We start from the raw sequence: 14,945 nt of genomic DNA on the forward strand, positions 1-14,945 counted from the left end.
CCTACTATTTTAATTTTTCTGGATTTAATACTTCTAACTCTTCTATTACAAAGATTCCATCTTTTCTGATTAAAACATCATCAAACCAAATCTCTCCCCCACCAAAGTCTGGTCTTTGAATTAGAACTAAATCCCAATGAATAGCTGATCTGTTACCATTATCAGCTAATTTATATGCTTGCCCTGGAGTAATATGTATACTTCCAGCTATTTTTTCATCGAATAAAGTATCCTTCATAGGCTTCAAAATATAAGGATTAACCCCTATTGCAAACTCTCCTATGAATCTTGATCCTTCATCTGTATTTAAAATTTCATTTAATTTTTCTGTATTGTTAGCTGTAGCTTCCACTATCTTTCCATTTTCAAATTTAAATTTAATATTTTCAAAAGTTGTTCCTTGATAAACTGAAGGTGTATTGTATGTTATAACTCCATTTATCGAATCTTTTACAGGGGCTGTATAAACCTCTCCATCTGGAATATTTCTAAGTCCTGAACATTTTACAGATGAGATGCCTTTTATTGAGAATGTTAAATCTGTCCCTTGTGCAACTATCCTTACTTTATCAGTTCTATCCAATACAGATGTCAAAGAATCCATAGCTTTACTCATTTTTGAGTAATCCAAATTACAAACATTAAAATAAAAATCTTCAAACGATTCTAAAGACGTATTTGCAAGTTGAGCCATCGAATTATTTGGATATCTTAAAACAACCCATTTGGTATTATTAACTCTTTCTTCTAAATGAACAGGTTTCATAAAGTAATCTGTATATATCTTCATATTTTTTGATTCTATATCTGATAATTCAGATGCATTCTCGCTTCCTCTAATCGCAATATATGCATCCATATCTTTCATTCTCTCTAGTTCGTACTTAGCCATCAATTCAGCTTGGTTTTTATCCATACATTTCAAAAGTTGTCTAGTTACACTTTGATCTTTTAACGTCACAAATGGATGTCCTCCAGCAGCATAAACCTCTTTAACTAAAGCTTTTACTAACAACTTAGATTCTTCACCTAAAGATTCTATTAAAACTTTTTCTCCTTTTTCAACTCTACAAGAGTAAGTAACTAAATTTTTTGCAAGTATTTCAATTCTTTGATCCACGATTCCCTCCATTTAATCACATGTTTTATTCTATAATTATAAATGAAACATTGAAAATAAGCAAGTTTATATTGCCACAAGTGAAAAGTACATCAATTTTTATTTTCATATTCTCTTTTTTGAATCATATTTGAAACTATCTTTGCCGAACTATATATAGCTGGAAGTCCACTTCCAGGATGTGTACCTCCTCCTACAATATATAGGTTTTTATAACCTTCTAGTTCATTATGCGGTCTCATCGATAATATTTGCGCTACATTATGAGAGAGATTGAATATCGCTCCTTTATAGATATGATACTTATTTTCCCAGTCAATTGGCGTTATAACTTTCAATTCCTCTATATAGTTTCTGATATTTTCAAAATTTGCGATTTTTTCTATTTTATCTATTAACAATTGTATAAAATCATCTTTTTCTTTTTCCCAATCTATATTGGAGTTATTGTTGGCAACAGGAACTAGAACACATATAGAAGATTTTCCTTTAGGAGCAAGTGTAGAATCTGTTACCGATGGATTTTGAATATAAAATGAAAAGTCTCCACCGATATCTTTATTGTCATTTATTTTATTAACATTTTTTTTGTAATCCTTAGCAAATATTATGTTGTGATGTGGTATATTAGGATATGCTTTATTTACACCTAAATATAGCATGAACGCAGAACAAGAGTATTTTTTTCTTTCTAAATTTTTATCAGAATACTTCGTTCTAATATTTTTGGGAACTAATTTGGACATTGCTGTTGCAAAATCAGCATTTACTACGACATAATCACCTTTATGTACCTCTCCATTTTCAAGCTTAATTCCAACAGCTTTTTTATCTTCAAATATAATTTTTTTTACGGAATTATTAATTAAAATTTTACCCCCTTGCTTTTTTATAATCGATGACATCACTTCTGAAAGTTTATTTAATCCACCTTCTATGTAGTGTACTCCATATTTGTACTCAAGAAATGAAAGAAATGTAAATGCTCCTGGAGTAATCCATGGAGACAATCCTATATAGTTTGTTTGAAATGTAAATGCTATTTTTAAATCATTTTGTTTAAAGTATTTTCTCATAATTTTATAAGGTGAACTCATTAAATCTAAATAGGGTATCATTTTTAAAAAGTTGGGTTTAAAATAATCTTTAAATGATAAATACGGAAGCTTTAAAGAGGGTTCAAAATTTGAGAACTTTTTATTTTCTCTTTCAATATAATTATTATACGCTTGTGAACTAAATGGGAAAACTCGCTCCATTTCAGCTAGCATCAAATGTTTTTGATTATTTGAATATGGAAAAAAATCCTCTCGACCATAAAATTTTAGTCGGTACATTGGATTTATCTCTTTTATCTTTATATAATCATTTAAATTTTCTCCTGATTCAAAAAAAATATCCTCAAGAATTTGTGGCATTAAAAAAATTGTAGGTCCTAAATCAAATTTATATTCTCCAAGTTTAAAACTGGAGTTTCGTCCTCCAATATATGAATTCTTTTCAAAGATTTTTACAGAATATCCTTTTTGAGTTAAAAGCAGTGCCGTAGCCAATCCTCCAGGACCTGCTCCAACAACGATAACCTCAATTTTTTTCATACTTTCACCTCCAATTCTATTATTATTTCTATACTATAAATTTTAAACTTTCTTTTTAAAAAAAATTAAAATTGTGTTATAATTTAACAATTGATCTGAATTGGAGGAAATACATCTATGTTTGTAGAAGAAAGAAAACAAAGAATTTTAAATATATTAAAACAAAAAGAAAAAGTGAATGTAAATGAGTTGAGCGATATTTTTTCAGTTAGTAAAGTTATCGTTAGAAAAGATCTTTGCCAAATGGAAAATGATGGTTTACTTACTAGAACTCATGGGGGAGCTATATCAAATAAAAAAGGTGCAGATAGCGATCTATTGAAGAATATTCTTAGAGAAGATTTAGAATTGAAAACTGACCTAGCTCAAAAAGTTATCTCCACTCTTAAGGAGGGGGATAAAATTTTTTTAGATGATTCTAACATCTCTCTTATAGTCGCTTCAATACTGCAAAAGAAAAAAATTAAGCTAGCTGTAATTTCAAATAGACTTGAAATTCAAAAAATACTTGCTGAAAATAAAGAGATTGAAGTTATATCTCTGGGTGGAGTCTACAATCTTAAAACAGATTCATTTATTGGAGATATTGCGATAGAAAATTTACAAAGATTTAATCTGAATAAAGTTTTTATCGAAACTGGTGGAATAAATATAGAAAAAATGCAACTGAGTACATTTAGCATTGCTGATGGTAAATTTAAAAAAACGGCTTTAAAATCAGGTATGGAGGTGTTTATTATAGCCCACAGTAATAAATTTTTCCAAGATTCAATTTATAATTTTTCAACTTTAAAAAGCGGAATGAATGTCATAACTGATTTAAAAATTTGTTCTGATATTGAAAAAATATTATCCGAAAAAAACATCAATATTATTAAAGAATAATATTGATGTTTTTTAAAGGTTATCCCACAATTTTTGGTATATAAAACTATAATTGTTTAGATTCCTATATGGGAGGTATTTTTTATGAAAAAAATGTTAGTATTAGCTTTTATTTTAATCTCTAGTTTATCTTTAGCGATTGATTCTAAAGAGCAGACAAAAGTATCCGAAGCGGCAAAAATTGAAAAGGGTTTAAATGAAAATTTTAAAGAGTTTGATGCCGATTATATCGTTACCACTGAAAAGGGGATTGTCAATGTTACAGTAAAATTTAAAAATGAATTTAAAGGGGATTTTAAAGAGTTTTCAAAAAAAATTGAGACTGCTGTTAAAAAAGAAACTCAATTGGTAGAGGATGTTGTGGTTAAACAAGCTGAAAAAAATCCAACTAAATAAATTTAAAAGAAGACTACTCATAAAAATAATGGGTAGCCTTCTTTTATTTGGAGAGAGATTATCTATTTGTTTTCTTCATTTTTTTTACAACATTTTTTCATATTCTCTAAGTTTTCTTTTGCAAGATCTCTTCCGCCAATTCCAAAAGCTATTGCGAAAGCCACTGCTAAAGCACCAATAATAAGTCCAAAAGCTAGATTTATAATCTCGTTAGCTATTCCCATTTGTCTTAACCCCATTGCACCAACAAATATAATTATAGCTACTTTTGCTAAGATTGCAATGTGATCTTTATTCTCAAGAGTAGTATTTTTTATTAATTTTGAAACATAATTTGCAATTACAACTCCCAAAGCCACTATGAATACCCCTAGAAGAATCTGCCCGATTAATAAAGTTAATTTTAAACTTAAGTCTTGAAGTAATCCAAAATTTAAAAGTTCTATCGATTGAATAATAGCAAAATATATAATCGCAATTTTCACAAATTTACCTACAAGTTTGGAATATCCGTCCTCTCTAGTTTTAAATCCAATTTTTTCTAAGCATGAATCAAATTTAAGTCCAGATAAAAGATTTGTAACTATTCCTTCTATTATCTTTCCAAAGTAGAATGCTATTATTAAAACTAATACTACTCCCACAATATTTGGAATATAATTAAATAAAATATTTAACATACTAATAACAGGAAGAATTATTATCTCCAATCCTAGATATTTTAATGATGCCGAAAATACTGGAATTAGAACTAATACATAGATTATATTTGCAAATACTGTCGACAATTTACCATTAAAAACAACTTTTCCATCAATTTTCAATCTTTCATCAAGACTTAAAGAATCTAGAACACCTTTTATAATATCTCTTAATTTTGAAGCTATGAACCATCCTACTATCAAAACTAAAACAGCGGCCACAAGAGCAGGAATATAATTTAAAAATTTTGTAATCATATCTGTTATTGGAGTTAAAATATTATTTAGTTTTAATGATGCTAAAACTCCTGGTAAAATTACAATAAAAACAATTAAGGATATTACTTCACTTAAAACTTTTGATAGTGGTATTGTCTGCTTATTTTGTTTAATTTTTTCATCAATTTTAATTTTTTTAAAGAATATTTCTGAAAATTTTTGAGATAATTTTGCTAAAATAATAGCAATAATTAAAAGAACTATTCCACCAAGAACATTAGGAATATATGCAAATATAGGATCTAAAAGATTTAATATTGGATTTACTAATCTACTAAACCCTAATTTTTCCATCACTATACCTATTATGAATATTACAAATATGAAGTAAACAAATTTTATTAAAGTTTTAATCATATAGGTACTTGTTCCATTTTCTTTTCCTGTAATTTCATGTTCTAAGTTTGAAAATAATTTAGTTTTGTTAAATAATGTTTCTAATTTAGTTGCAATAAATGATGCGATCCCAAGTCCAATAACGAGTATAATAATTGAACCAATGATATTGAGTGTTACATTGCTCAGTATTAAGTTTCTAATCTCTTCCATTTTTTTCCTCCTATTATTTTATTTGATTTTCATTACATAGATACTTTATTTTTTGGTCTTTTCTTTTATTTTTATTTACTTTTTTGTAATAGATATGGTATTAATAAAAGGAGAGATTGGAGAAGGAGGGAAAAATGATAAAAAAGTTAGTTTTATTTTTCATAGTAATAACTATTATCGGATGTTCTAATAAGTCGTATACATGGCAACCAACTCAAAATGCTATCAATAATTCTTCCTCTTTAAAAGTGGGGGATATTATTATCAAAGATAAACTAGTTACAGATCCTATTTCTTGGATGGGGCATAGCTCTGTTATTGTCAGTGAGGATATTATCGGCGATTTTCCTAAATTAGGTCAAACTTATTATACCATTGATATTAACTCTTGGCTCAATGAACCTAATAGAAATGTTATTGTTTTACGCTACAAATATTTTGATGATCGTTTCCGTCAAAAATTTTTAGAAAATATTGATATTTATGGAAAAGGAAAATATAAAATCTCATTTTCTAAAAAAAATTCTGATAATTTTTATTGCTCTAAATTTATTTGGTTTCTCTATTATAAAACAGCTCAAGATTTAGGTTATAAACTAGATCTAGATTCTGATGGTGGTCTCATTGTTTTTCCTTATGATTTTTTAAATTCACCTTTTCTCGAAGAAGTTCCTCAAATTTAATAGAGGATTTTTTCCTTTTTTTAGTATATTTTGTATATAAACTAATATGTACTTTAAAAATAATTGGAGGGGTTTTATGTATTACAGAGAGTATTTTTTTTATTTAAAACAAAGATTGCCTGAAAAGTGTTATAATATTCTTCAAGAGTGTTATAATAATCAGAAAGAAGATATTGAACAAAATTATCAAAATTTAAAAAATGCAACGAATGATATTGCAATTAAACATATTCTAATTCCTATAAAGATTAATCTTTACTCTATGGATTATGAAATTCTACTAAGAGAAAATCTGATTGAACCTCATCCTACTGAGCCAAATAGATTTAGAATTGATAGGTTCGGAATATATCTATTGCATTACTCAAATAGTTAAAATTGGAGGAACCATGAAAAATGCACACGATTTCACAGAAACTTTAGCTCTTTTGACAGAGGATTTTGAATATACTGTTTCTGAATTAGAAGAGGATATTTCTGACTTATTAAGAGCGGAGTATAAACTTACTTTACAAGAAATGGATTCAAAAAAATATTTTTTATTAAAAAGTGATATCTTAGATAAAGATATTCAGTTATTTATTGATGAAATTGAGGATAAGGGTAGTTTATTTTACCTAATTACTTCTATTAAAACTTCTGAAAAAAAATAAGCAAAACAAAAAGGCAACTATTTGAAATAGTTGCCTTCAATATAAAATCTAATACCCCCGTATTTATATATATAATACCATGGAAATACATTTTTTACAACTATTTTGTTCGTTTTTTATTCAAAATCGTCTCTTATAAAATTCTTTTTTATAACATCTTCAATTCTATCAAAATAGATTGATTTTTCTAAATAATCATCTATAAAATTTTCGTTGTTTATATTATAGTTTTCTAACCCCTCTAACAAAGTTATTCTTTTTATAGCTATCCTATCATCAAATATTTCATTTATATACTTTTTTATATCCTTGGCTGAAAAAATTGAAATATATCTACCAAATAAAATATGAAGTTTATTTTTTGACAACTTTTCATAATTTTCAATCACTTCATCTTTCTTACTAAGACTTATAATATTTTGAATATATCTCTGGAACTCATCTATTTCTATAACTGAACCTGATATATAAAAAATACTATCTATATAGATTAAATATGGTTGTATCTTTTGAATTGAAGTTAACGATTCTATACTATTTTTCATTCAATCTACCTCCACTTTCATTATTAATATTTACATACCATATATATAATGTTTTTCTTTCTCAATATAAATATTTTTCAAAAAAAATAGAAGGCTACTTAAAGCCTTCTGTTTTCAAGATTCAGTTATCGGTTGATAAACATTTACAACCTCTTCTCCAAGAAATTTTTCACCAACACTTTTAAATTTCTCTATATCCCCTGTTACAAAATAATCAATATTAATTTTTTGTTTTCTGCTTTTTTTCCTCCCTGTTTTTAAGGAAATTTTATTTAGCTCAAAAAGTACACTCATAGCTGTTTCCTCTGCGGGATCCACTATTTTTTTCCCAAATAAACTTTCAATATCTCCTCTTATTAAAGGGTAGTGCGTACATCCTAAAACCAGGGTATCTATATCTGTTGGAAGAGCACTGATATATTGTTTTAAGAGTTCTTTATTTTTTTCAGATGATTCCCAACCTCTTTCTATCATAGGGCATAGCAGTTCGCAACCTTTTTGATACACTTGATATTTAGGATTTAAATCTGTTATCACTTTTTCATAAATTTTAGTATTCGCTGTTAAAGGTGTAGATAGAACACCTATTTTTTTATTTTTACTTTGTTTTATTGCCATTGAAGCCCCTGGAGTTATAACTCCTATAACAGGGACACTTGTAAATCTTTCTTTTAAAACATCAAGTGCTGCAGCAGTAGCTGTGTTACATGCAATAACAATGACATCAACTCTATTATCTATTAAAAATTCTCCTATTTTTAAACAGAGTTGCTGAATATCTTTAATATTTTTGCTTCCATAGGGAGCATTTAAGCTATCTCCATAGTAAATTATATCTGCAAAATTAATTTTCTCTTTAATTTTTTTTAAAACACTTAACCCTCCTACACCAGAATCAAAAATTCCTATTTTCATTTTGCTCCTCCTATTCTGCTATTCTTACTTTCCGAAGATATTTATAAATACTGTTATAAGAGATGCGTTTGTGAAGTCTATAAATAAGGCTCCCACTAATGGTAATACAAAGAAAGCTGCCGGTGATGGCCCATTTGCGGCTGTAAATGACTCCATATTTGCCATTGCATTAGGTGTCGCTCCCATACCAAAACCACAATGTCCAGACGCCATTACTGCTGCGTCATAATCTTTCCCCATAATTCTAAATGTAACAAAGTAAGCATATGCAGCCATAACTATTGTTTGAACAATCAATATAGCAATTAATGGACCTGCTAAATCAGCTAACTCCCATAATTTCATTGACATTAAGGCCATCGCTAAAAATAATTGTAAGGCAATGTTTCCAACTGCACTTATTGTATGTAATGGAAGTTCACCTTCTTTAGAATCTATAACGTTTCTAATTATAGCGGCTACAAGCATTGGGCCTATATATGCAGGTAATACTACTCCAATTTTTTTAGCTAAAGGAATTAATAACCCTCCAATTCCCATAGAAATAACAATAAAAACTATTGCATGGAAAAGATTATCCTCTGTTATCTGTTCTTTCACAACCTCGTTAGATCCCTCTTCATGAATTAAAAACTCTTCTTCAGTATGTCCAACTAATCCATATCGTTGCATCAATCTTTTTGCAACTGGTCCACCAATCATACAACCAGCAACTAATCCAAATGTTGCCGACGCTATCGCCACAGACATAGCTCCGGTAGCTCCAGCCGCTTCTAAAACAGGACCGAATGCTCCTGAGGTTCCATGTCCACCAGTTAAAGGAACTGACCCAGCAGCTATTCCCAACAATGGATTTAACCCAAAGAATTTAGCTAAGGTAACTCCCACTATGTTTTGAATAACAACTAAAACACTCGCTATACAAAGGAAAATAAAAACCTGTATCCCACCCTTTTTCAAAAGTTTAAAACTTGCTAAAAATCCAATTGTTGTAAAGAATGCAATCATAAGAAGATCTTTTAACGTTCCTTCAAAAGAAAGAGTAAACGAACCTGTAGTTCTTCCAATAAGTGTAAATATTGAAAAAATAACTCCTCCAATTACTGGAGCTGGAATGAAAAACTTTTCAAAAAAACTAACTTTTCTTTTTACCCATCTTCCGATAAGTAATAAAATAACTGCAATTGCTAAAGTTTCGGCCATATTAAACTGATATTCAAACATAATAACCTCCCAAGTTTTATTTTGTACTTCTTCTTGAGCCAAGTATACTTCCCAGAAAAGACATTATCAAATATATAATTAATATATAATCTATTATCTGTATATATACACGTTTTATGTTTACTCTCTACACGGGGTATTTAAACTACAAAAATTATTTTTTTAAAAATTTATTTCCATTATATATATATAATAAAATAATTTATAAATAAAAAAAGGAGATGTAAAAAACTCTTAGAATAATAGTTACAAGATAGTTTTGTATTTATAAGGAGGGTTTTTTATGGATGATTTTAACAAAAAGATATTTTCATATCTTTTATTTACAGGAATACTTTTTAGTATTGTAGGAGTTTTTGGAATATTTAGTCCAACTATTTTTTCAATATATCTAGTTTATATCTTGTCGGCGTTCTTTCTTGTCAGTGGGGTTAAAAACTTTTCAAAAGGATTTCAATTTAGAAGAGTTACCAATTTCCATTGGGGTCTTTATATATTCTTAGGTGCCTTGGAGATTATAATTGCTCTTTCTCTTCTGGTTACTCCGTTTGCCAGTCAGATATATATGATTATCTATGCCGGGATTTTTATGGTTTTCAAAGGGATCTTCATAGTTTTGAATGTCTTATTTAACAGAAAAATTTTCCCTAACTTAGTGAATTTTAGCTTGGGATCTGGAGTTATAGACGTTCTATTTGGATTTCTTTTGGTTGCACTACCATTTTTCTCTCAACAATTCATATTCTTATGTATTGCTTGGTATATTTTATTTAGTGGTGCAAACCTTATTTTATCTGCTTTTTCTTTCAAAAATTCAAAATAAAAAACAAAAAAATCCTAGAGCTTATGACTGCTCTAGGATTTTTCTTTTTCCATCTATTTTTAGTTTGCTCCCTAAAACTAATGTTTGCATCGGTGTACAATGCCCCGATTGAAAGTTATAGCAAACCGGTTTGCTGTATTTAGAAAAATGAGACTTAAAAACTTCTTCTAACTCCATATCGTCCTCTCCTGATTTTTCACAATCTGAAAAATCTCCTAGTAAAATTCCAGCAACCTTATCAAATATTCCTAAATTTTTCAAATGCCATAACATTCGATCAATTTTATAAGTATTTTCTCCAATATCTTCTAAAAACAATATTTTATCATTATAATTAACATCATATTCTGTTCCTATATTTGAAATCAATGTTGCTAAATTTCCTCCTACAACAACCCCTTCACAACTTTTATTATTAAAAAATTTCAATTCTTTTCCAAAATTATCTAAAATATAAGTTGATTTATTCTTTGCAATAACTTCTAATAGGTGTTTTAATGTTTCTTTGTTGTATTCTCCCGATAAGTTACTTACTGCCATTGGTCCATGATATGTTTTTATACCACATTTTTTGTGTAAAGCCATATGAATTGAGGTTATATCACTATATCCTATAAATATTTTTGGATTTTCTTTTATTGACTCATACTCCAATAGATCCAAAATCCGGATACTTCCGTAGCCACCTCTAACACACATTATCGCCTTTACATTTTTATCTTTAAAAAAAGTATTGATATCTTTTGCTCTTGCAGTATCCTCTCCCGCAAAGGAATACCACCTTTTTACTGCGCTTTCTCCAACTTTTACTCGATATCCTAAATCTTCAATATTTTGGATAGCTTTTTTTAATTTGACCTCATCTGTATAACTAGCTGGAGCAACCAATCCTATCAAATCACCTTTTTTTAAAATTTGCATAAAAGCCTCCCAATTAATTAAACATTATATTACAAATCCATACCGCTGCTAATATTCCTGCTAAATCAGCTAAAAGTCCGGCAACTACAGCATGTCTTGTCTTTCTTATACTCACTGCTCCGAAGTAAACAGCTAACACATAAAATGTTGTTTCTGTTGACCCCATCATAACCGATGCCATTCTTCCTATCATTGAATCAGGTCCATAAGTTATGAATAGATCATTCATTATTCCTGTTGACCCTCCACCTGATAATGGTCTCATAATAGCCATTGGTAAAACCTCCCCTGGCATTCCTATGAACTCCAATACTGGATTGATATACTTTATAATAACATCTATTGCTCCTGAAGCTCTAAATACACCTATTGCAACCAGCATTGCAACTAGGAATGGGATTATTCTTATAGCTGTTGAAAAACCCTCTTTTGCCCCTTCACAGAACACCTCATAAACTTTCACTTTTTTTACAAAATATGCATATGAAACTATAAAAAGTATTATCATAGGTATTGCATAAAGTGATATTTTTTCCATAATTAACGTAAACATCTTCTATTCCCCCTTTATACTTTCTCTTTTAAATGATGGTAATTTTTGTAAAAATTTACACGACGCAATTCCAACTATAGTTGAAATTACTGTAGCAATAATTGTTGGTGCAATTATCTCAGTTACATTAGCTGAATTTGCAGCCGCTCTATAAGCTATTACACTTGATGATATCAAAGTTACCGAAGATGTATTTATGGCTAAAAACAAAACCATTGCATCCGTTGCCTCTTCTTTATTATCATTTAACTCTTGTAGCTCTTGCATAGCTTTTATTCCTAACGGAGTGGCAGCATTTCCAAGACCAAAAAAGTTTGCTGCTATATTTGCAACAATACTTCCAACAGCAGGATGATCCTCTGGTATCTCAGGAAAAAGTCTTTTCATTATAGGTCTTAAGCCTCTTCCTAAAGCTTTTACTAATCCCGCTTCTTCAGCGACCTTCATAAGTCCCAACCAAAAAGACATCACACCTATAAGTCCTATAGCAATCTCTACCGCCGATTTAGACGATGACAATACTGAATCTGTCACCACCTGCATATTTCCATTAAACATTGAAATTACAATTCCAATCACTATAAGTCCTAACCATATCGCGTTTATCATAGTTTTTCCCTCCCTTTATTTTTGTTCACTTAATTTGTTTGATAGATAAAATAAGACACCAACTATAAATATATTCAAAGATGATAGAGCTGCTCCCTCTAAAAGTTTCTTATCAGTGAATAAAGAATAGTTGACTAGAGCAATAGTTGGAAAGTCTCTCCCTAATTGCATAGAGTAAGAGATTGTAAACTCTCCTAAAATTATAGCAAAAATTTGTAGATATGTTGCTATAAATATTTTTTTCAATATCGGAAATTCAACTAAAATAAAACTTTTAAAAGGGGTTAACCTATCTATTTTAGCTAAATCCAATATATCCTTTGGAAACTCTCTGACATATTGGTACATAAATGAATATGCTATTGGTACCGTTATTAAAAAATATCCTATAACCAATAGTATCCATAGCTTTATATCATATAGTATGTTCAAATAGATCAAAGCTATTCCTAAAAATGCACTTGAAAATCCCATGGTGGAAAAAACAATAGCACCCGTCAATTTTGTGAAATTTTTTAGTAGATAATATGTAAACAATATTACAAAAATTGGTGTAACACTCGCCAAAAGCAAAGAGTTTCCTATAGCTTGTAGAATTGGATACTGCTGATTAAATTCATTTTCAAATAATTTTAAAAAATAATGAACTGAAAATTTGCCAGTATAGTAGTTAAAAAAGCCATATATAACGCCTGTTGCTATAACTGTATACTCTAACAAAAGATAGATCAAAGAGTAAAGCATCGTATAGTTACTCACTTTTTTATCTACACTGTCTTCACTTAATTCATATCTTGGAAATTTTTCACCTAAAAGATTTAAAGATATCAAAAATACAAATTGAATTGTGCCCAATATAAGTGCTTTTGAAAAATTAGCATCTTTTAAAAGTGTATTTGCTATTTCAACTTCTAAATTTGAATACCTTATACCTCCTAGAGCTAAAACTATTCCAAAAGAAGCAAAAGTATATATAAAAACTAAAAACATCCCTCTAAAAATTTGTGGGAGCATAAGTGGTACCTTGATTCTAAAAAAAATATTTACCTCATTTAAGCCATCTATTTTTGCTGCTTCCACAACATTTTTAGGAATATTTTTCATTCCTTGGCTTAAATACTTTATCATGATAGGACTATTATAAAAAACATTGGCAATTATTATGGCTTTTAAAGTGTATAAAATACTTAGATTTTTTAAAAATGGAAGATTAAATATCAGTGTTAAAGCTACTACTGTTGATATAGTAGGAAAGAAAAAAGGAATAAAAATTAACCCCTCTAGCATTTTACTTAAAACATTTCTTTTATAGCTCATATAATAGGCGGGTAGCAGTGCTACTACTGTTGAAAATAGCACCGACAATACCCCTTGAGTTAATGAAATTTTAAAAAGATTCAAATTTTCATTGATATCTATATTTTTAATTTCATTAAAATCAAAAAAATCTTTCGTAAAAAATATTATTGGAACAACCCATAGAAATAGATATAGGTAGCTATAGGCTTTAGTTTTCTTCATTATTTTTTCAATACCTCAATCAACTGTTTTTTCCACTTTTCCATATTTTCATTTACATACTCGGCATTTAATCTTACAATCTTCTCTGTTTTAGGAACATATTTATATTCCACAGGAAAATCATATTCAATAACAGGGAACATATAATTTTTCTCAAGTGCTAACTTTTGAAAATCATATTCCAATACAAAATCTAAAAATTTCTCTGCTGAGGGTTTTATTTCTTTTTTATTTACAAGAGCAGCTCCCTCTATATAAACATATCCTCCCTCCTCAGGAATATAACTTTTATATTTATTTTCATTTCCATCCTGATAAAAATATAGAGAACTCGAAGCATAGCCACTCATTATATTTCCCTCTCCTACAGAAAATTTTGCAAATGAGTCTGACCAACCTGAAGTTACTGTTAAAATACTTGGTTTCAACTCTTTCCAAAACTCTAACCATCTATCTCCATAAACAGCTATTGTCCACAACATAAAACCCTCACCTGTAAATCCTCTTGGATCTTGAACCAAAAGTTCTTTAGGGTATTTCTTCAAGTCCTCAAAACTTTTTGGATTAGATTTTAAATTTTCATAGTTGTAATTTAAAGCCAACATTCCATAATCCATTGGTGTTACCGACCAATCTTTATCAATTATAAATTCCTCTTTTGCTATATTTCCAGCAGTAGATGGTTTATATTTTTTTATGAGTCCTCCATTTTTTGCCTCCAAATAGTTGATATCTGTCAATCCTACAACAATATCAGCTTTAGGTCTTTTCTTTTCCAATTTCATTCTAGGTATCAACCCATCTATCGGAATATATTTTATATCTGCCCCTGTTTTCTCTTTAAATATTTTTCCTGCTGAGCTTTCGATCCACTTCATTGACTCAGGACCATATACTATAATCTCTTCACCAAAAGACACTGTACTTACTAAAAATAGACTTCCGAACAATAATTTTTTCATTTTATTCC

Annotated in this window: 17 protein-coding genes; 6 read left to right on the forward strand and 11 right to left on the reverse strand. The window is 29.0% G+C overall.

The features are described 5' to 3' along the window. Window positions 1-4 precede the first annotated feature (4 nt). The gene (locus Q0V67_RS01190) at window positions 5-1,120 is read right to left on the reverse strand and encodes an aminopeptidase (protein WP_297596254.1); all 1,116 of its coding nucleotides are present in this window, start codon (window positions 1,118-1,120) and stop codon (window positions 5-7) included. Between the two features lie 92 nt (window positions 1,121-1,212). After that, window positions 1,213-2,718 (reverse strand): NAD(P)/FAD-dependent oxidoreductase, encoded by a 1,506-nt coding sequence (gene crtI / locus Q0V67_RS01195; RefSeq protein ID WP_297596255.1) that lies wholly within the window; start codon window positions 2,716-2,718, stop codon window positions 1,213-1,215. A 117-nt stretch (window positions 2,719-2,835) separates the two neighbouring features. On the opposite strand from crtI, the gene Q0V67_RS01200 reads away from it, so the two are divergent. Together Q0V67_RS01200 and Q0V67_RS01205 are read left to right on the forward strand one after the other, a co-directional pair. Then, entirely contained in the window at window positions 2,836-3,603 is a 768-nt protein-coding gene (locus Q0V67_RS01200) for a DeoR/GlpR family DNA-binding transcription regulator (protein WP_297596257.1), read from the forward strand. Between the two features lie 84 nt (window positions 3,604-3,687). Then, window positions 3,688-3,999 carry a hypothetical protein gene (locus tag Q0V67_RS01205; protein ID WP_297596259.1) on the forward strand — a complete coding sequence of 104 codons (312 nt, stop codon included), beginning with the start codon at window positions 3,688-3,690 and terminating at the stop codon, window positions 3,997-3,999. 62 nt (window positions 4,000-4,061) lie between these two features. Here the strand turns inward: Q0V67_RS01205 and Q0V67_RS01210 are convergent, their stop codons facing one another. Continuing rightward, complete coding sequence (locus tag Q0V67_RS01210) at window positions 4,062-5,528, reverse strand: mechanosensitive ion channel (protein WP_297596261.1); 1,467 nt, start codon at window positions 5,526-5,528, stop codon at window positions 4,062-4,064. 134 nt (window positions 5,529-5,662) lie between these two features. On the opposite strand from Q0V67_RS01210, the gene Q0V67_RS01215 reads away from it, so the two are divergent. The 3 genes from Q0V67_RS01215 to Q0V67_RS01225 all read left to right on the forward strand — a co-directional run bounded on the left by Q0V67_RS01215 (window position 5,663) and on the right by Q0V67_RS01225 (window position 6,864). Next, window positions 5,663-6,211 (forward strand): hypothetical protein, encoded by a 549-nt coding sequence (locus tag Q0V67_RS01215; RefSeq protein WP_297596263.1) that lies wholly within the window; start codon window positions 5,663-5,665, stop codon window positions 6,209-6,211. 76 nt (window positions 6,212-6,287) lie between these two features. Further along, window positions 6,288-6,587 (forward strand): hypothetical protein, encoded by a 300-nt coding sequence (locus Q0V67_RS01220; protein ID WP_297596265.1) that lies wholly within the window; start codon window positions 6,288-6,290, stop codon window positions 6,585-6,587. A gap of 13 nt (window positions 6,588-6,600) precedes the next feature. Further along, complete coding sequence (locus Q0V67_RS01225) at window positions 6,601-6,864, forward strand: hypothetical protein (RefSeq protein ID WP_297596267.1); 264 nt, start codon at window positions 6,601-6,603, stop codon at window positions 6,862-6,864. 116 nt (window positions 6,865-6,980) lie between these two features. Here Q0V67_RS01225 and Q0V67_RS01230 read toward each other — a convergent pair whose 3' ends face one another. From Q0V67_RS01230 to gltS, 3 genes are all read right to left on the reverse strand, one after another. Then, on the reverse strand, window positions 6,981-7,409 hold the full coding sequence (locus Q0V67_RS01230; RefSeq protein ID WP_297596269.1) for a hypothetical protein: 429 nt from the start codon (window positions 7,407-7,409) through the stop codon (window positions 6,981-6,983). 114 nt (window positions 7,410-7,523) lie between these two features. Next, window positions 7,524-8,324 (reverse strand): glutamate racemase, encoded by an 801-nt coding sequence (gene murI / locus Q0V67_RS01235; protein ID WP_297596270.1) that lies wholly within the window; start codon window positions 8,322-8,324, stop codon window positions 7,524-7,526. Window positions 8,325-8,348: 24 nt separating this feature from the next. Beyond that, complete coding sequence (gene gltS / locus Q0V67_RS01240) at window positions 8,349-9,548, reverse strand: sodium/glutamate symporter (RefSeq protein ID WP_297596271.1); 1,200 nt, start codon at window positions 9,546-9,548, stop codon at window positions 8,349-8,351. A gap of 283 nt (window positions 9,549-9,831) precedes the next feature. Between gltS and Q0V67_RS01245 the strand changes: the two genes are divergently transcribed. Continuing rightward, a complete protein-coding gene (locus Q0V67_RS01245) occupies window positions 9,832-10,371 on the forward strand; it encodes an HdeD family acid-resistance protein (RefSeq protein ID WP_297596273.1) in 540 nt (179 codons plus the stop codon). Window positions 10,372-10,392: 21 nt separating this feature from the next. On the opposite strand, the gene Q0V67_RS01250 is transcribed toward Q0V67_RS01245, so the two are convergent. From Q0V67_RS01250 to Q0V67_RS01270, 5 genes are read right to left on the reverse strand one after another with little or no spacing between them, the layout of a single operon-like run. After that, a complete protein-coding gene (locus Q0V67_RS01250; protein WP_297596275.1) occupies window positions 10,393-11,292 on the reverse strand; it encodes an LD-carboxypeptidase in 900 nt (299 codons plus the stop codon). Between the two features lie 13 nt (window positions 11,293-11,305). Then, entirely contained in the window at window positions 11,306-11,845 is a 540-nt protein-coding gene (locus Q0V67_RS01255; protein WP_297596276.1) for a spore maturation protein, read from the reverse strand. Window positions 11,846-11,848: 3 nt separating this feature from the next. Beyond that, complete coding sequence (locus Q0V67_RS01260; protein WP_297596278.1) at window positions 11,849-12,454, reverse strand: nucleoside recognition domain-containing protein; 606 nt, start codon at window positions 12,452-12,454, stop codon at window positions 11,849-11,851. A gap of 15 nt (window positions 12,455-12,469) precedes the next feature. After that, complete coding sequence (locus tag Q0V67_RS01265) at window positions 12,470-13,975, reverse strand: iron ABC transporter permease (protein ID WP_297596280.1); 1,506 nt, start codon at window positions 13,973-13,975, stop codon at window positions 12,470-12,472. Continuing rightward, the gene (locus tag Q0V67_RS01270; protein WP_297596282.1) at window positions 13,975-14,937 is read right to left on the reverse strand and encodes a thiamine ABC transporter substrate-binding protein; all 963 of its coding nucleotides are present in this window, start codon (window positions 14,935-14,937) and stop codon (window positions 13,975-13,977) included. Before Q0V67_RS01270 ends, Q0V67_RS01265 begins: the two co-directional genes overlap by 1 nt. Between the last annotated feature and the right edge of the window lie 8 nt (window positions 14,938-14,945).

Source organism: uncultured Cetobacterium sp. (assembly GCF_947072685.1).
Taxonomy (GTDB): Bacteria; Fusobacteriota; Fusobacteriia; order Fusobacteriales; family Fusobacteriaceae; genus Cetobacterium_A.